This is a genomic window from Microbacterium sp. SORGH_AS_0862, assembly GCF_030818795.1.
Classification (GTDB): domain Bacteria; phylum Actinomycetota; class Actinomycetes; order Actinomycetales; family Microbacteriaceae; genus Microbacterium.
Genome location: NZ_JAUTAY010000001.1, coordinates 933142 through 949367, shown reverse-complemented (window position 1 = coordinate 949367; position 16226 = coordinate 933142). Strand labels below are relative to the sequence as shown.

13 protein-coding genes are annotated in these 16226 nt (G+C 69.6%); 7 read left to right on the top strand and 6 right to left on the bottom strand.

Annotation, left to right across the window (positions count from 1 at the left end):
* Positions 1-12: 12 nt before the first annotated feature.
* Both QE377_RS04335 and QE377_RS04330 read right to left on the bottom strand, forming a co-directional pair.
* Positions 13-2865 carry a LamG-like jellyroll fold domain-containing protein gene (locus tag QE377_RS04335; RefSeq protein WP_307319942.1) on the bottom strand — a complete coding sequence of 951 codons (2853 nt, stop codon included), beginning with the start codon at positions 2863-2865 and terminating at the stop codon, positions 13-15.
* The gene (locus tag QE377_RS04330) at positions 2862-4514 is read right to left on the bottom strand and encodes an Ig-like domain-containing protein (RefSeq protein ID WP_307319940.1); all 1653 of its coding nucleotides are present in this window, start codon (positions 4512-4514) and stop codon (positions 2862-2864) included. Before QE377_RS04330 ends, QE377_RS04335 begins: the two co-directional genes overlap by 4 nt.
* 22 nt (positions 4515-4536) lie before the next feature.
* On the opposite strand from QE377_RS04330, the gene QE377_RS04325 reads away from it, so the two are divergent.
* Positions 4537-4968: a hypothetical protein gene (locus QE377_RS04325; protein WP_307319939.1), complete on the top strand. Its 432-nt coding sequence runs from the start codon at positions 4537-4539 to the stop codon at positions 4966-4968.
* Between the two features lie 220 nt (positions 4969-5188).
* Here QE377_RS04325 and QE377_RS04320 read toward each other — a convergent pair whose 3' ends face one another.
* Positions 5189-6175, bottom strand: a complete 987-nt coding sequence (locus QE377_RS04320; RefSeq protein ID WP_307319937.1) for a LacI family DNA-binding transcriptional regulator — start codon at positions 6173-6175, stop codon at positions 5189-5191.
* 249 nt (positions 6176-6424) lie between these two features.
* Here QE377_RS04320 and QE377_RS04315 point away from each other — a divergent pair, with 249 nt between their 5' ends.
* From QE377_RS04315 to QE377_RS04290, 6 genes are all read left to right on the top strand, one after another.
* Positions 6425-7588: an ABC transporter permease gene (locus QE377_RS04315; RefSeq protein WP_307319935.1), complete on the top strand. Its 1164-nt coding sequence runs from the start codon at positions 6425-6427 to the stop codon at positions 7586-7588.
* Entirely contained in the window at positions 7588-8538 is a 951-nt protein-coding gene (locus QE377_RS04310) for an ABC transporter permease (RefSeq protein ID WP_307319934.1), read from the top strand. Before QE377_RS04315 ends, QE377_RS04310 begins: the two co-directional genes overlap by 1 nt.
* Before the next feature lie 59 nt (positions 8539-8597).
* Complete coding sequence (locus QE377_RS04305) at positions 8598-9680, top strand: BMP family ABC transporter substrate-binding protein (RefSeq protein WP_307319933.1); 1083 nt, start codon at positions 8598-8600, stop codon at positions 9678-9680.
* A gap of 77 nt (positions 9681-9757) precedes the next feature.
* Positions 9758-11329, top strand: coding sequence for an ABC transporter ATP-binding protein (locus QE377_RS04300; RefSeq protein WP_307319931.1), 1572 nt, complete (start codon positions 9758-9760; stop codon positions 11327-11329).
* Positions 11326-12645: an amidohydrolase family protein gene (locus tag QE377_RS04295; protein ID WP_307319929.1), complete on the top strand. Its 1320-nt coding sequence runs from the start codon at positions 11326-11328 to the stop codon at positions 12643-12645. The genes QE377_RS04300 and QE377_RS04295 overlap by 4 nt, the downstream gene beginning before the upstream one ends.
* A gap of 63 nt (positions 12646-12708) precedes the next feature.
* Complete coding sequence (locus tag QE377_RS04290) at positions 12709-13290, top strand: hypothetical protein (RefSeq protein ID WP_307319928.1); 582 nt, start codon at positions 12709-12711, stop codon at positions 13288-13290.
* An 11-nt stretch (positions 13291-13301) separates the two neighbouring features.
* On the opposite strand, the gene QE377_RS04285 is transcribed toward QE377_RS04290, so the two are convergent.
* Genes QE377_RS04285 through QE377_RS04275 form a run of 3 tightly spaced genes read right to left on the bottom strand, consistent with a single transcriptional unit; the run spans position 13302 to position 16154 of the window.
* Positions 13302-14441, bottom strand: a complete 1140-nt coding sequence (locus QE377_RS04285) for an adenosine deaminase family protein (protein WP_307319926.1) — start codon at positions 14439-14441, stop codon at positions 13302-13304.
* Positions 14438-15187 (bottom strand): ADP-ribosylglycohydrolase family protein, encoded by a 750-nt coding sequence (locus QE377_RS04280; RefSeq protein ID WP_307319924.1) that lies wholly within the window; start codon positions 15185-15187, stop codon positions 14438-14440. Before QE377_RS04280 ends, QE377_RS04285 begins: the two co-directional genes overlap by 4 nt.
* Positions 15177-16154, bottom strand: coding sequence for an ADP-ribosylglycohydrolase family protein (locus QE377_RS04275; protein ID WP_307319922.1), 978 nt, complete (start codon positions 16152-16154; stop codon positions 15177-15179). The genes QE377_RS04280 and QE377_RS04275 overlap by 11 nt, the downstream gene beginning before the upstream one ends.
* Positions 16155-16226: the final 72 nt, after the last annotated feature.

Genomic DNA, 16226 nt, shown 5'->3' with positions numbered 1-16226 from the left:
CACGATGCCGGCTCAGCGGCGCCGAGCTCGACGCACCGCGCCCACGCCGAAGGCGAGTGCGCCGAGTCCTGCCCCGATGAGCAGCACCAGGGATGCGGCTTCGATCCCGGTGATCGGCAGTGCCCCCGATGCCCCCGGACCCGCGGCGACCGGGGCCGTCGGGTCGGGGACGGGCACGGGGTCCGTGCCGATGACGGGTGCGCTGATGAGCACGTTGCTCCAGCCGAGGATCGTGCCGTCCGCGGTGTAGACCGCGAGCCGGTGCACCCCGAGCGGAAGGGATGCGGGGGTCACGAGGCGCAGGGAGCCGCCGGTGACCGTCGACACTCCGAGGCCGGTCGGCTGGGAGAAGAGGAAGGCCGAGAGCTCCTCGCCCTCGTGTCCTTCCGGCACGCGCACGCTGATGGCCTGGCCCGGCACGAAGTTCTCGGGCGTCACGGTGATGAGGCCCTCGAGGCTGTCGGTCAGATCGCTCTCGACGGGACTCCAGGCGGTGTTCTCACCGATCGTCAGGGTCGCCTCGAAGGGCTTGCCGGAGCGGGTGCCGATCGCCTGGGTGAACGCGAAGGTGTGGGCGCCGGAGCCCGCGACGGGTGCGTCGAGAGTCGCCTCCCAGCTGCCGTCCTGCGCGACGACGGCCTCGCCGAGGCGAGCCTGTCCCGCCGTGACGGTGATCTTCGCGCCCGGGAAGCCGGTTCCGGTGAACTCGGTGATCTTCGCGTCGTGTGCGAGGACCGTGCCGGTGTCGGTCGTGAGCGCGAAGTTCGCGCCCGTGCCGTCGATGTCGACGCGCTCGGTGAGGAACTCGCTCTGCGAGAGGGCGTGATCCACGATGCGGGTCTCGCCGACGCATCCGTTCCAGCCGTGGTCGGGCTCGGTGTCCCACGTCGACGTGCCGATGATCCAGGGCATGAAGTCCGCAGCCATCATCCCGCCGACGTTCGACGCGTTGCGCAGCACGGGCACGCCGTCGACGTACATGATCACGGTGCGGGCGTCGGGGTCGTTGACGATCGCCACGTGGTGCCACGAGCCGGGCATGATCTCGCCCGACCAGTTCGTGTACGAGTTTCCGGTCGTTGTGTCGCCGGCGGAGTACTGGTACTCGCGCAGGCTCGAGATGCCGAGCCACGCGGCGCCGGCACCGGGATCTGCGGAATCGTGGATGCCGGTCCACTCGCGCGAGCCGCCGCGGGTGATCGCCGCGCCCCATCGGTTGGCGGTCTCGGTCCAGCCCTCGTCGAGCTGCAGGAAGCTCTCCAGCGTGTAGCCGGTCGAGGCGGTCAGGTCGGCGAAGGTCGCCGGTGCGCCGTACTCGGTCGACAGGAACGACAGGTTGTCGGGGCCGGAGGCGTTGCGGTAGACGTTGCTGAAGCAGACCGCGCCGAAGTCGGACGAGTAGTAGGCGTGGTTCTCATGCGAGACCTTCACGTCGTCGAGGGCCTCGTTCGCGTCGGTCTGATCGATCGCGTTGCGGTACATCGGGCTGTCGCCGGCGACGTCGGGGATCACCGAGTTCTCGTCGACGACTCCCTCGGGCACGCCGCCGAATCGCCAGTGCGCGACCGTGCCGTCGACCTGGATGTAGTCGTTGGAAGCGCCGGCGACGGCGCGAGCGGTGCCGCCGTTCGACCCGTTCCAGCCCTTCGACACGATCGCCTTCGCGCGCGCCGAGAGGTCGACGTCGTCCTCTTGGGACGGGTCGATCGTCCACCCGAAGCGCGAGCGGAAGTCGAGCGGCATCGTGAGGCTCTGCCCGGAGCCGGTCAGCACCGGAGCGTCGGTGGAGGCGACGGAGTTCGCGTGCTTCTTGGGCACCCACGGCGAGATGGTCGACAGGGTGATGTCGCCGCCCGAGAGGTTGAACTCGAACAGGCTCATGATGCCGTTCCCGCCGTCGGCGGCCATCTGGTAGTCGGTGAGCACCTGGTACACCGGGTGGCCGGCGTCGTTCGTACGCGTCTGCGACGTGGAGCCGTGGAAGTGACCGTTGACGGTGAGGATGATCTCGTCGTTGCTCTTGATGAGGCGATTCCACAGCTCCTCGCCCCACCACCAGGATGCCGGCGACACCTGGTCCTCGGCGATGCCGATGATGGCGTGCGAGGAGAGGATGACGGGGACGCCGGGGTGCGCGTCGAGCACGCCCTGCGCCCACGCGAAGGTGTCGTCGGAGGCGTTCCACGCGATCGCGAGCGACATCCACGTGTGGCCCTCGGCCTGAAACAGGTAGGCCGAGGAGAGCCCGTTCTGGAAGGTGCCGATCAGGCCGTCGCCCGCTTGGGCGCGCAGCTGGGACTCTCCGAAGCGGGCGAGGTAGTTGCCCGAGATGCCGACGGAGGAGCGGGCGTTCATGTCGCTCACGTCGTGGTTGCCGGGGAGCACCGAGTACTCCATGCCGCCGTCGGTGAGGATCTTCATGGCCTTGGCGGCCGCATCCCACTCGCCGCTCTGACCCTGCTGGTCGACGACGTCGCCCACGTGCACCGTGAAGGGCATGTTGAGCTCGTGCTGGTTGTCGACGATCCACTGCGTCTGCACCTCGAAGGGGTTCGTACCGTACTGGGGCACGAACTGCGATGCGCTGTAGCGGGAGTAGAACTGCGTGTCGGGCAGCACGGGCACGACGAAGCTGGAGCGGTCGCCGACGGAGTCGGAGCCGGCGGTGCCCGGTGCGGGGGCGGTGGTCGTGGTGCTCGGTGCGGCGGTGCTCTGCGTCGCGGCGGATGCGGCGGTGCCGCCCAGCAGCGCCGAGCCGGCGATGGCGGTGATGGTCGCGACCGTGACGGCGCGGCGGGTCGTTCGTGACATGAACGAGGTCTCCTTGGTGGATGCGGCGGCGAGGGGCGCAGCGGAGCGGATCATCGTGCGTCTCCCGCCGTGAGACCCGAGACCTCGATCTCGGAGAGGGTCATCCACGTGCTCGCGGACTTGTTGGTGATGATGACGCGCACGCCGGTGGCGATGACCGGTTCGTTCGTGACCTCGAGGCTGAGATCGGCGGTGGGGTTGGTGACCGGCCAGGCGGTGCCGGGCAGGTTCGCCCAGCCGCCGGTGAGCGTGCGGTACTGCACCGTGACGGTGCCGACGTTCCGCTTTCCGGCGATGTCGAACACCGCCGCGCCGGTGACCTGCTGGGGTTCGTCGAGGAAGAAGGTGATCGTGTTCGGGTTGACGCGGTTGGATGCGCCGCCCGATCGCCAGTCGGAGAAGCCCGAGACGTTACGCACCCCGTCGGTGAGCTGGAAGTTCGAGCCGTCCATGTGGGTGACGGTGTGGTGCACGCCGGCGCCGCGCAGGATGTTGGCGGCTGCGGCAGGGGTCACCGTGATGACGAGGTTGGCCGTGAACCCGCTCTTCGCAGCGGCGGGCACGGTCACGGTGCCGGGGGCGGCGAAGTCGGCGTCGGTGACGCGCGACCAGTCCCAGGTGACGGGTGCGTCGACGGTGGCCTCGGAGCCCGAGACACCGCGGACGACGGTGCGGGGTGCGCGCATCTGGAGCTCTTTGATGAGCACGCCGGCGAAGGTCGTGTACGTGGCGTCGGCGCCGTCGGAGAGCGAGCCCACGAGGTAGCGAGCCTCGACGGGAACCTGCTCGCCGAAGTAGCCGATGCCGGTGCCGGTCACGGTGACGTTGCCGTCGGTGGTCCACACGTTCTCATCGGGCAGGTTCCAGGTGAGGGTCGTCATCTCGAACCGGGTGCCCCAGCCGTAGGCGGCGCGCAGCAGGGTCGGCAGCTGGGGTGCGGCGCCGGGCTGGATGATGACCGTGTCGGATGCGACGGCGGCGGTGAGGGGGTGGATCTTCCACTTCTGCACGGCGGCGCCGCTGAAGGTGTAGGTCTGCACCTCGGAGGCGTCGGCGGTCTTCCAGTTGTAGAGGTCGAGGGCCGCGATGGCGCCGCCCGCATCCCGCTGCACGTTCTGCAGCGAGACCTCGCCGTTTCCGGCGTCGACGGCGGTCCACTGCGCGTAGGGGTCGGCGGCGGCGTCGTCGATCGTGCGCTCGGTGAGCTGCAGGTAGCGGAAGTCGCTCGCGGCGTTGTCGCGGCGCGAGAGCACGCGGCCGTCCTGGGTGGAGATGACATAGGTGTCGGCCCGCGCGGTGACGGGGGAGAACACGACGGCCTGCTTCTGCGTGAGGGCGGCGACGCCGGAGATCGTGAACACGGCGGCAGCGGCGGGGGAGGTCGCACCCGTCGGGCCGGTGGGCTGGGCGGCGGGGTTGCCGAGCTCGATGACCTTGCCGGGCGCGTAGGACGACTCGATGAGGCGCAGCCGGCCTTCGCCGACGAGGGCGGATGCGGGTGCGACGCGTGCGGCGGTCGCTGTCGGGGTTGCGGCGACGACGAGGCCGCTGGTGACGGCCGTGACGATCGAGTCCGCGGGGGCGGCGACCGTGATCAGGCCGGTGGCGGGAACGGGCGTCGCCGGCGTGGCGACGAGCTCGCCTGCGGCGCTGGTGGTGTGCACGGTGGTGGCCGCGGCGGTGTGATCGGCGAAGGAGCGCACGTCGATCTCGAGGGTCGCCTGGGTGCTGGAGGTGTTGGCGAAGACGACCGTCGCGGTGTCGCCGGCGAGGGCGATGAGCGTGGTGTCGTCGGGGGACGCGAGCAGCGGGGTTCCGGCGGCGATGAAGTCGGCGAAGTGCGCACGGACCGTGTTCGCGGCGGCGGGGAGGGTGTCGCCCGCGAGGACCTGCGCGCCCGTGCGGGCGGTGGCGATGACGGATGCGGCGAGCTCGCTGGCCCGGCCGGAGCCGGTCGCGGTCGGGTCGATCGCTGCGGGATCGATCGAGGGCCACGCGGGAGCGGCGACGGAGGCGGCTGCGGGGGTCGATGACGACCGTGCGCGAGGGTGTCTCGGCGACGGACGGCGCGGCCGCGGCTGCGGAGATCAGCGCGAGTGCGGCGGCCACGGCGGCCGCGCTCCACGCGCGTCGGGTCGGGTGCTTCATGAGCTGTGAAGATCCTTTCGGCGGCCTCGGGACGGGCCGAGAAAAGATCTATCCGGGTGAGGGTCGTCGACGGTGTGCACCCGGTGAACCGGCTATGAACGCGGGCGCGCCGGGTCGAGAACACGGCGGGCGGTCCGGCCGTCGGCTGCCGGCGCACGACCCTCGGCGCACGGGCGACCGGGCTACGGGCATCTCCGCAAAGGCGCGCGGTTGACGGCCGGGGACTCTCTCAGGCTGGGGACGATGCGCGAGCGGTCGTACGGCGCACGCGCAGTTCGACGGGGATGAGCTCCGGAGGGATGTCGGAGCGTGCCTCGGCGGTCTCAGCGCTGTCGATCAGTTCGATGAGCAGCTCGCAGGCGCGCACGCCCATCTCGATTGCGGGCTGGTGCACGGTGGTGAGCCCGAGTGCGTCGGCGACGATGCCGTCGTCGAACCCGGTCACCGACATCTCGTGCGGCACGTCGATGCCGGCTTCGCGGAGTCGGCGCAGAACGCCCAGTGCTTGGTCGTCGTTACCCGTGGCGACGCATGTGAAGGTGAGCCCGCTGGCGAGCGCTTCGCCGACCAGGCGGTAACCGGACTCAGCCGTGAAGTCGCCGCGCAGCACGAGCGCCGTCGGAAAGCTCTCGCGGATGCCCACCACGCGAAGAGAGGACGAACCGAGAGATTCGGGGCCCGCGATGATGAGCGCCTGCCGATGGCCGAGCTCGGCGAGATGTTCGCCGAGCAGACGTCCGCCGCGGAGATTGTCGGCCGTCACGGTGGGAATGCTGGTCGCGGTGGCGAGGGCCTCGTCGGCTATGACGACGGGGTAGTCCGCCGACAGAGCGACGATCTCGCGGTCGATCTGTGGATCGTGCGAGAGATGGACGATGCCGTCGACGGTGCCGTCGCGAACGAGGTCCAGGTGTCGACGGGGTGCGTTCGTCGACACGCTGCAGACGATCACGCCCAGCCCTGCGGCATCTGCAGCCCGCTCCACGCCCTTGGCCACGTGGGCGAAGTACGACACGGTGAGATCGGGGACGACGAGCGCGATGAGCCCGCCGCGACCGTTCTTCAGCCTGCGGGCAGCCGAGACGGGCACGTAGTCGTACTGCTGGATGACCGCGTGAACTCGTTCGGCCGTCCTCGGGCTCACGGGGCGATTTCCCGAGAGCACGTGCGACACGGTTGTGACGCTGACCCCGGCGATGCGCGCGATCTGCTGCATCGTTGGCCGGCGCTTACGTTGCGCGTCCAAATCTCATCCCCCGCATTGGTTGGAGTGTGCAATCCGTTTGCGGGACCAGTCTATGCGCGGCCCGGAGCAAGCGAGGGGAAGGGGTGGTGTTTCGTGCCGATTTCTCCGCTCTGAAGATACTGTTTCGTGGTTCTTCGGGGCTCGAGCGCCTCCATATGATCATCGCGTGATGTTCTTGTCGACGAATGCAAATCGATTGGCATTTTCCGGAGTGCAACGATGAAGGACCTGGATCTCGCCCGCGCTGCGCAGCGGATCTCCGTACCCGTGATCGCGGTGATCGTCGCGCTCGTCATCGGTGCGGTGCTCATCGCCGCGGGCGGTGCGTCACCCGGCGAGGCGATCGGAGCCATCGGCCAGGCCGCCTTCACCTGTGCGCCGCAGTTCTGCAACTTCGCGACGGTGCTGACGACGGCCGCGCCGCTGATCATGACGGGGCTCGGCGCGGTGATGGTTCTGCGGGCCGGCCTGTTCAGCATCGGGCAGGAAGGCCAGTACGCCATGGGCGGTCTGGCCGCGGTCGTGATCGGGTACATGGTGCCGCTGCCCGGCGGGCTCCATCCGGTCATCGCGCTGCTGGGCGGCGCTGTCGCCGGCGCACTCGTGGGTATCGTGCCCGCATTGTTTCGCGTCTACCTCGGTGCGAACGAGTTGATCGTCAGCATCATCGTCAACTCGATGGTCGCGCTGCTGCTGTCGTATCTGGTCAACTACCCCCTGCGCGAAGCGGGAGGGAGCGCATCCTTCACCCCCCAGATCGACGAGACGGCGCGGCTCGCGGTCTTCGACCCGGCGACGAAGCTCGGCATGAACATCGTGATCGCGCTCGTCTTCGTCGTGGTGACCTACATCTACATGAGCCGCACGACCTGGGGCTACGAGCAGCGCATGGCCGGCGAGGCGCCGGTGTTCGCCCGCTACTCGGGGATGCGCACACGCAACGCGGTGATCCGCGCAGCAGCGTTGGGCGGCGCGCTCGCAGGGATCGGCGGAGGCATCCAGGTTCTCGGCATGAACTACCGCGTGATCGACGGATTCATGGACGGAACCGGATTCAACGGTCTGACCGCGGCGATCCTGGGAGGCACGACCGTGATCGGCGCGAGCATCGCCGCGGTCGTGTTCGCGTCGATCTCCATCGGAGCCATCAACGGTCTGCAGATCCTCATGGGCATCCCGCGTGAGATCGGCTCGGTCATCCTCTCGCTGATGATCGTGCTCGTCGCGATCCAGACGCCGCTCGCCCACCGTCTCGAGCTGTGGCTCAGCAAGCGGCGCGGCGCGAAGGAGATCGAACAGCGCGCCGCACAGGCACCGCCGCCCGATGAACCGGAACCGGTGTCGGTGAGCGGTTCGACCACGACCACGGAGGAAGAGCGCTGATGGACTTCCTGTCCTCCTTCTTCACGCCGGAGATGTTCTCGAACGGCGTCAGACTGACGACGCCGATCCTCTTCGGCGCCATCGCATCGGCGCTCAGCTCGCGTGCGGGCGTGCTGAATCTCGCGATCGAGGCGAAGATGCTGGTCGGGGCGTTCGTGGGACTTCTCGCCCTCTCGATGTCGGGATCGTCGATCGTCGCGGTGATCGCCGCCGCGCTCGCCGGGGCTCTCACCGGCGCGATGATGGCCGTCGCGCACCGGATCGGAGTCGACCTGATCATCTTCGCGATCGGGCTGAACATGCTCTTCCTCGAGCTGTCGGTGTACCTCATGCGGGTGCTGTTCGGGGGGACAGGAGTCTGGCGGCCCGACGTGACGATCCTGCCCGATCTGCAGATCCCCCTCGTTTCTGACGTGCCCGTTCTCGGCACGATGCTCAGCGGCTACAACGCCCTGGTCTACCTGGCTCTCGTGCTCGCGATCGGCTACGGCCTGCTCTTCAAGTTCCGCTCCGGGCGGCACCTCTTGGCGGTCGGCGAGTCGCCCGTGGCGGCGCTCAGCGCGGGCCTGTCCGTCTCGAAGGTGCAGACCTGGAGTCTTGTGGGCGCGGGGGCGGTGGCCGCACTCGGCGGCGCTTTCCTCACGGTGGGCGAACTGGGGCTCTTCGCCCGCGACATGACCGAAGGCGCCGGCTGGATCGCGATCACCGCGGCGCTGCTCGCCATGAATCGCCCCCTCTTCCTGGTTCCCGCGGCGCTGCTGTTCGGATTCTCGGACGCCTTCGCCATCCGCCTCCAGAGCACCACCGACCTTCCCAACGCCATCGTCCAGGGTCTGCCGATGATCGCCACTCTCGCGGTGCTCGGAATCGTCGGGTACCGCGGCACGCGTCGCGCGCGCACCTACCGGCCCTCGCGGCGTCGCCGCCGCGTGCCCGCTGCGGCCGTGTGATCCGGCGACGTCTCGACCAGCTCTCCCACCCGCGCAACACCCAACCCGAAGGAATCACCATGACGCACAGCAGAAAGATCGTCGCCGTCGCCGCGGGAGCCGTCGCGCTCTCGCTCTCCCTCGCCGCCTGCAGCGGCTCGTCGTCGGGCGGCACTGCCTCCCCGGGCGGATCGAGCGACTACCGGGCCACTCTCGTCGGGGGCGTGGCGGGCGACCTCTCGTACACCGACTCGGCGATCGCCGGCTTGACCTCGGCCGCCGACGAGTTGGGAGTGACGACGAACCACATCGAGGCGCCGGATCCGGCGCAAGGCGAGACCTTGCTGCGTTCAGCGATCCAGACGTCGCCCGATCTGCTCCTGAGCATCACGCTGCCTCTCGACACCGTCATCTCCATCGCCGAGCAGTATCCCGATCAGCTGATCGGCATGCCGGATCAGTCGAGCGAGGACAAGGATCTTCCCGACAACCTCGAGCTCTACACCATCAACACGCACGAGGGGAGCTTCTTGGCGGGCCTCGTGGCTGGCACGATGAGCACCTCGAAGAAGGTCGGTCAGGTCGTGGGCGGCGATTCTCCCGCACTCAACCAGTTCGCCTACGCCTACGAGCAGGGCGTGAAGACCGCGTGCGCCGACTGCACGGTGCAGACGAGCTATCTCAACTTCGTCTTCGACGACCCGGCGCTCGGCAAGGCGACTGCGCTCGACATGATCAGCGACGGCGTCGATGTGATCTACCAGGTCGCCGGTGGCACCGGGACCGGTGTGATCGAGGCCGCCAAAGAGCAGGGCGTGTACGCGATCGGCGTCGACTCCAACCAGGACGACGTCGCGCCCGGTACCGTCATCACCTCGATGATGAAGCACGTCGACGCGAGCGTTCTTGAGATGATCTCCCAGGCCAAGGACGGCAACTTCACCTCGGGCGTCAAGCTGGTGGGGCTGGCCGAGGGAGCGACGGGCCTGTCGTGGGATGAGGGATCGACCACGTTCGTGAATGCTCACCCCGAGCTCGCTGACACGGTCGCGGCGGCGCAGGCTGCCGTCGAGAAGTATCGGGCGTCGATCCTCGACGGCTCGTTCGAGGTCTGTGACGCGCTGAACGCGCCCGACTCAGAGGCTTGCGCCTCGCTCGGTTGACATCGTGCGGGGCGGTCGCGTCGTGCGGCCGTCCCGCACAGCCGCACAGCCGCACATCATTCAGAGGAGATGACGCAATGAGTGAGTTCCTGAGACTCGAGGGATTGCGGAAGTACTTCGCGTCGTCGGGCGTGCTGGCCGTCGCCGACGTCTCGCTCTCGGTGGCTGCCGGCGAGGTCGTCGCGCTGGTCGGTGAGAACGGCACCGGCAAGACGACGCTCATGAACCTGCTGTTCGGAGCGTTCCCGATGGATGAGGGCCGCGTCTTCATCGACGGTGAAGAGGTGCAGATCCGTGGGGCGGAGGATGCGATCTCGCGCGGTATCGGCATGGTGCAGCAGCACTTCGCGCTGGTGCCGAGCTTCACCGTCGCACAGAACGTCATGCTCGGGCGCGAGCGCACGAGGGGCGGGCGCGTCGACGACAGGGCCGCCGAGGAGTACGTGCGCGAGCTCGGGCTTCGGCTGGGGTTCCCTCTCGATCCGACGGATGTCGTTGCGACGCTTCCCATCGGGCTGCAGCAGCGCGTGGAGATCCTCAAGGCGCTCGCCGGGGATACGCGACTGCTGATCCTCGATGAGCCGACCGCCGTGCTCACCCCCGCGGAGGCGCAGGAGCTCATCGTCGCCGTGCGCCAGCTCGCCCGATCGGGCACGGCCGTCGTGTTCATCAGTCACAAGCTTCCCGAGGTCATGGCGGTCGCCGACCGCATCGTCGTGATGCGCCGCGGACACGTGGTCGGCGAAATGCCGGTGGGCGACGCCAGCCCGGCGAGGATCGCGCGGCTCATGGTGGGTCGCGAGGTACTGTTGCGGGCCGAGATCGCCGATCGTGAGCCCGGCGAGCCGATGCTCGTGGTCCGCGACCTCGTCGCCCACCAGGTGAGTGCGGGCGATTCCGGTCTGGCCGGTGTCGACCTGGAGGTGCGCGGCGGTGAGATCGTCGGTATCGCGGGGGTGAGCGGCAACGGGCAGGGCAACCTCATCGACGCCATCGCCGGCCTACGCAAGGTCGACTCCGGCGAGGTATCGATCGCCGGTCGGATCGTGACCAACAGGGGCCCTCGGGTGGCCCGGTCGGTGGGGCTCGCCCACATCGCCGAAGATCGTATGCACGTGGGGCTGAACCGCGAGGCGACGCTGGCCGAGAACGCGGTCTCCGTCGCCTACCGCCAGAGCCGCTTCTCGAGGTGGGGGTTCTTGAAGGGCCGCTCGATCTATGAGTTCGCCCGTGAGGTCATCGAGGACTACGTCGTGCGAGGCGGAGCCCCGCGCCGCGTGATCGGCAACCTGTCCGGCGGCAACCTGCAGAAGATCGTCATCGGCCGCGAGCTCGACGGAGACCCCGCGGTGATCATCGCCAACCAACCCACCCGGGGTCTCGACGTCGGCAGCATCGAGTTCGTGCATCGCGCCTTGCTCGATGCACGTCTGCGCGGCGCGGGGGTGCTGCTCGTATCGGCCGAGCTCGAGGAGATCATGACGCTCGCCGACCGCATCTTCGTAATCTACGACGGCGCGGTCACGGGGCCGTACGCCCGCGGCGAGCTCAGCAATGTCGAGATCGGTGCTCTCATGGCGGGGCGGAGCGCGCACGATGTCCGCGGCGCGGAGGATGCCCGCGGTGTCGAGAGCGCGGCGATCGGATGAGCGCGCTCTCGATCGTCGCCGATCATGTGGTGGTCGGAGGGGCGACGCCCGAGGTGATCGAGCCCGGCGTCGTCATCGTGGAAGACGGGCTGATCGTCTCGGTCGGTCCGGTGCGCGGCGCGCGGCCGCGCGGGCGAGATGTGGTCGACCTGGGGGCCAGCGTGCTGATGCCCGGACTCGTGAACGCCCACGCGCACGCCCCGATGATGCTGTTGCGCGGTGTGTCGGAGGGGCACTCGCTGCTCACCTGGGAGGGATGGCTGGGCTCCATCCGCTCCAAGGAGCTGCACCTCACGCCCGACCTCCTCGCCGCATCGACCCTCGTCGGCTGCGCCGAGATGATCGGATCGGGCACCACCTCCTTCGCAGACCAGTACCTGTTCGCCGACGCCTACGTCGACGCCGTCGCGTCCACGGGGGTCAGAGCCAGCGTCGCCTACGGCATCGTCGATCTGGGCGACGACGATCGCCGCGATGCATCGCTCATCGCGGCCGAGGCGTTCGTGTCCGCATCCGACGACGGTCTCGTGGATCGATGGATCGGCCCGCACGCGTTCTTCGTCGACAACCGCATCGACACGGTGCGGGCGGAGTTCGCCCTCGCCCGCCGCTACGGTGCGGGACTGCACGCCCACTACGCGACCTCTACGGAGGAGGACGACGTCTGCGAGGAGCAGTTCGACCGATCGGCCCTGGCGATGCTGAGCGAACTCGGCATCGCAGATGTGCCGGTGCTGCTCGCGCACGCGAACGATGTGCGCGTGCAGGATCTGGACTTGCTCGCTGCGACGCGGGCGAGCCTCGCCGTCGCCGCGAGCGTCGCGATGATCAGCGGAGCCCACGCGGCGCCGGTGCGTGCCGCTCTCGACGCCGGGGTCAACGTCGTGATCGGCACCGACAACGTCTGCGGCAACAACAACGCCGACATGTTCGAGGAGCTCCGCACGCTCGGCAAGCTCGTGGCCTTCGCCGAACAGCGGCCGCACGCCATCACGCCGGTAGAGCTGCTCGGCATGGCGACCTGGCGGGCCCGCGACGCCATGGGCGGAGCCGCCGGTGACGGTGTGCTGACCGAAGGCGCCATCGCGGATCTCATCGCGCTCCCCGTCGCCGCCCTGCATCGCGGCCCCGTCGGGGCGCAGTCGGTGCACTCCGCCCTGGTCTACGGCGCTTCCGGTTTCGACACGACGCACGTCATGACGGCGGGACGCTGGCTCAAGCGCGAGGGCGAGCTGACCACGATCGATCTGCCCGCGGCGCTCGCTCGCCGTCAGGCCGACTTCGACACGCTGATGGCACGCATCTCCGCAGCCTGAGCGCCGCGGGATCTTCCCCATCCTCTGCCCGACAGCCCCTCTCCGAAGAAAGAAGAGCACGCCATGCCCGTTCCGCACACCCAGGATCCGTGGACGCGGGTCGTCTCGCAGCGCGGCTACGCCGCCGACGAGCTCATCTCCACCCTGCAGAAGTCGATTCGCCGCGGCGACCTCCGCCTGGCGCTGCTCGTGGGTCGCGAGCTGTATGAGACGAGCGCCGAGCTCGAGGCGGTGATGTGGTCACGCCTCAGCGTCATCTCGGCCGAAGACGTGGGCGACGGCAGCTTCCAGGAACCCGTCGTGATCAACGCTCTGTTCCAGATGCATGAGCGCATGGAGCGTTCAGCCGGCGATCGGTGGTTGTTCGCCGTGCACGCGATCCGCTTCCTGGCAGAGCGGGTCAAAGACCGCACCTCCGACGAGTGGGCGAATCTGGTGCTGCATCTCATGGCTGCCGAGGAGCGCCCCTTCGAGATCCCCGACTACGCCCTCGACGTGCACACCCGCCGCGGTCAGGAGGCCGGACGCGACGTCGACGGGTTCTGGACCGATGGATCGAAACTCGAGAACGAACGCCCCGGACGCGACACGCAGGTGCGCGAGGAGATTCTGCGCATCCGCGCGGAGGGGGCCTGGCGGGGCTGAGCCTGCCCTGATCAGCCCCAGCCGGGGAGGACCAGTTCGGCGCGGATGCGCTCGAGCGCCTCGGCGGGGCCGAAGGCGGCGTCGAGCGCGTCGAGCGTCGAGCGTCGCAGCTGCGCGTGCGACCACCCGAACGCGCGCACGACCGCGCGCATCTCACCCGTGACGCTCGTCTCGCTCAGCATCCGGTTGTCGGGATGCAGCGTCACGCGGATGCCGGCGGCGGCCAGCAACGCGACCGGGTGCTGCGCGATGCTCGCGACGACGACACCCTCGGAGTTGGAGGTGGGGCACACCTCCAGCACGATCCCCCTGTCGAGGATCTGCGTGGCGATCGGCCCCGGCAGGAGCGAGGAGGCCAGCGAGCCCGCCGCTTCCCAGGCACCGACGGCACTGTGCACGTCGTGCGATTCGCCCGAGATGGAGATGTCTTCGACCAGGCGCGCGCCGTGGCCGATGCGCTGTGCGGCGCACGTCTCGACGGCGTCGGCGACGCTTGCGGCGCCGGCGGCCTCGCCGGCGTGCACGGTGCGCCGGATCCCTTGCGCTGCGGCGCGTTGGAAGGTCGCCGCATGCTCGTGAGCGGGGCGGCCCTCCTCGTGTCCGGCCAGGTCGATGCCGACCACGCCGATGTCTGCGGCGCGCAGGGCGGTGTCGAGCACCTGCTGCCCGGCTGAGCCGGTGCGCATGACGGAGAGGACCTGGCGCACCTCGACGCGGTGGCCGAGCTCGAAGACGTCGGCAACGCCGCGGGCGAGTCCCTCGGCGACGGCTTCGACCGCCTCGTCCATCGTCAGCCCGCCCGCGAGATGCTTCTCGGGCGCCCACCGGCTCTCGGCGTACACCACGCCGTCGGCGGCCAGCGTATGCACATACTCGCGGGCGACGCGTCGCAGCTGATCTCGGGACTGCATCACCGAGGTGCTGAGCCCGAACAGGTCTTCCCAGTCGCGGCCGGGTTCGAGCTCGGCGAAGTTGCGCAGCCAGTGCTGCAGGGCGGCCGGTGTCGTGCGGGGGAGGGCGATGCCGGCCGCTGTTGCCAGCTCGATGAGCGTCTCGGGGCGAAGCGAGCCGTCGAGATGGTCGTGCAGGGCGATTTTGGGCAGCCGCGCGAGCGGGTCGGTCGCGTCGATCCACGTCGTCGCCGTGCTCATCTGTTCTCCGATCGGGGATGGCCGCGATGGCGGTTGCGGCCGCGTCGGGCGTGGGCGGCGAGGTCTGCGGCGACCGCGTCGAGCGAGGTGCCCGCGACAGCGGGCAGCAGGTGTCCGCGCACCGCGTCGAGCTCGGACCAGTGCTCCGGTGCAGCACCCCCGCCCAGCGCGCCGCAGAATGCGCCGACGAACGCCGGGAGCGAGTCGGCCTTTCGTGCGATCGCGAGGCTCAGAGGGATCGCGCGCGACGCCTGGGCCTCGGCGAGCATCGTCACGGCCAGGGCGAGCGGCAGCGTCTCGGCCACGGTGCCCGCGTGGGAGTACATCCGCGGGCTCAGCTCTCGAATGAGGGCGGGGAGGGCGTCGCGGGCGGCGTTGCGCTCGGCGCTGCGGGCGGCGACCCCCAGCCAGGCGTCGCGGTCGGCGTGGATGGCCAGCCAGCGCGCGAAGAGGCCCGCATCCGTGCCTGCGTCGGCTGCGAGCAGGCAGATCGCGGCGGCCACCGCCTCCTCGGTGTCGTCGGTGGCTGAGATGCCCCGCGCATCATCGAGGGTGGGGGCGAAGGGCAGCAGCGGGCGACTGACGCGTTCGGCGTCGAGCTCTGCGCTGCCCGCCCAGAGTCGCCCGCGCACCCACGGCGTGCGGACGCTACGGTGCACGTCGGCCGGGGCGCCCAGGGCATCGCCGATCGCGAGGCCGAGCAAGACCGCCCGGGCGCGCGCCAGAAGAGCCGAGTCATCGAGCATGGGCGGCCTCCGCGAGTCGATCGGCCAGTTGCATCAGGTCGACGCCGCGCGTGGCGGTGATGCACACCCCCGCCACGCGACGCACGCGATCGGCCCAGCCCGGTGGCACCGCCGCCATTCCGTGCACGGCGCCGCAGATCGCGCCGGCCATCGCGGCGATGGTGTCGGAATCACGCCCCATGTTCACGCCCGCGAGCACCGCCCGTTGCAGGTGCCCCCGGTGTGCGGCGATCAGTCCGAACGTGAAGGCGACCGCCTCCGGAGCCGCATCCGCCCACGGATAGTGACGGAGGGGGAGGGCGTCGGAGAGCATCCTCTCGGCGTGTTCGGCATCGGGCGCGGCATCGACCAGCTCGAGTGCATGTGTGATGCCGCGCGCCGTCCACGAGTCGGTGGGGATGGCGGCGAGACCGGCTGCCAGCGCCGCCTCCCACCCCGCGCCGCCCGCACCGGACGCGATCGCCGCCGCGACCGTCTGTGCGGCGAGAACACCGTCGTCGCTGTGGCTGACCACGGCGTCGATCGCGGCCAGTCGTGCCGCTTCGGTCGGGTCGCCGGGACACAGGAGTCCGAGCGGTGCGACGCGCATGGCAGCCCCGTCGCTCCAGCGTTCGTAGCTGCGTCTTCCGCTGTGAGGCGGGCGCAGCCCGCTCGCGAGCCCCGCGAGGGCGACCATCTCGGAGAAGCCCGCGCCGGAGAAGCCGCCATCTTGCATCGCGAGGGCGCGCAGCCACAGATCGGCGACGTCGTCGGAGGTCAGCGCCGAGCCGTGCGCGAGCGCCGCCTGAGCCGTGAGAACCGCGTACTCGGTGTCGTCGGTGCCTGCGGCATCGGCGGTGAGGAACGTCTCCACGCGCCCGAATGCCGCCGCGATGCCCTCGCGCGTCATGCCCTCGGTCGGAGCGCCCAGCGCGTCGCCCGCGGCGAGGGCGATCAGGCATCCGCGGGTGCGGTCGGCGTAGGTCATGAGGAGGCTCCGAGGTCATCGGGCGGTGTGGTAGCGCGAGCCTACGGTAAATCGTTTTGCATCGCACATAAT

Bases quoted from the DNA above. Each gene is read 5' to 3' on its own strand.
- QE377_RS04285 (WP_307319926.1), bottom strand. From the start codon at position 14,441: ATGAGCACGGCGACGACGTGGATCGACGCGACCGACCCGCTCGCGCGG.
- QE377_RS04320 (WP_307319937.1), bottom strand. From the start codon at position 6,175: ATGCAGCAGATCGCGCGCATCGCCGGGGTCAGCGTCACAACCGTGTCG.
- QE377_RS04300 (WP_307319931.1), top strand. From the start codon at position 9,758: ATGAGTGAGTTCCTGAGACTCGAGGGATTGCGGAAGTACTTCGCGTCG.
- QE377_RS04275 (WP_307319922.1), bottom strand. From the start codon at position 16,154: ATGACCTACGCCGACCGCACCCGCGGATGCCTGATCGCCCTCGCCGCG.
- QE377_RS04280 (WP_307319924.1), bottom strand. From the start codon at position 15,187: ATGCTCGATGACTCGGCTCTTCTGGCGCGCGCCCGGGCGGTCTTGCTC.
- QE377_RS04305 (WP_307319933.1), top strand. From the start codon at position 8,598: ATGACGCACAGCAGAAAGATCGTCGCCGTCGCCGCGGGAGCCGTCGCG.
- QE377_RS04335 (WP_307319942.1), bottom strand. From the start codon at position 2,865: ATGATCCGCTCCGCTGCGCCCCTCGCCGCCGCATCCACCAAGGAGACC.
- QE377_RS04290 (WP_307319928.1), top strand. From the start codon at position 12,709: ATGCCCGTTCCGCACACCCAGGATCCGTGGACGCGGGTCGTCTCGCAG.
- QE377_RS04295 (WP_307319929.1), top strand. From the start codon at position 11,326: ATGAGCGCGCTCTCGATCGTCGCCGATCATGTGGTGGTCGGAGGGGCG.
- QE377_RS04315 (WP_307319935.1), top strand. From the start codon at position 6,425: ATGAAGGACCTGGATCTCGCCCGCGCTGCGCAGCGGATCTCCGTACCC.
- QE377_RS04310 (WP_307319934.1), top strand. From the start codon at position 7,588: ATGGACTTCCTGTCCTCCTTCTTCACGCCGGAGATGTTCTCGAACGGC.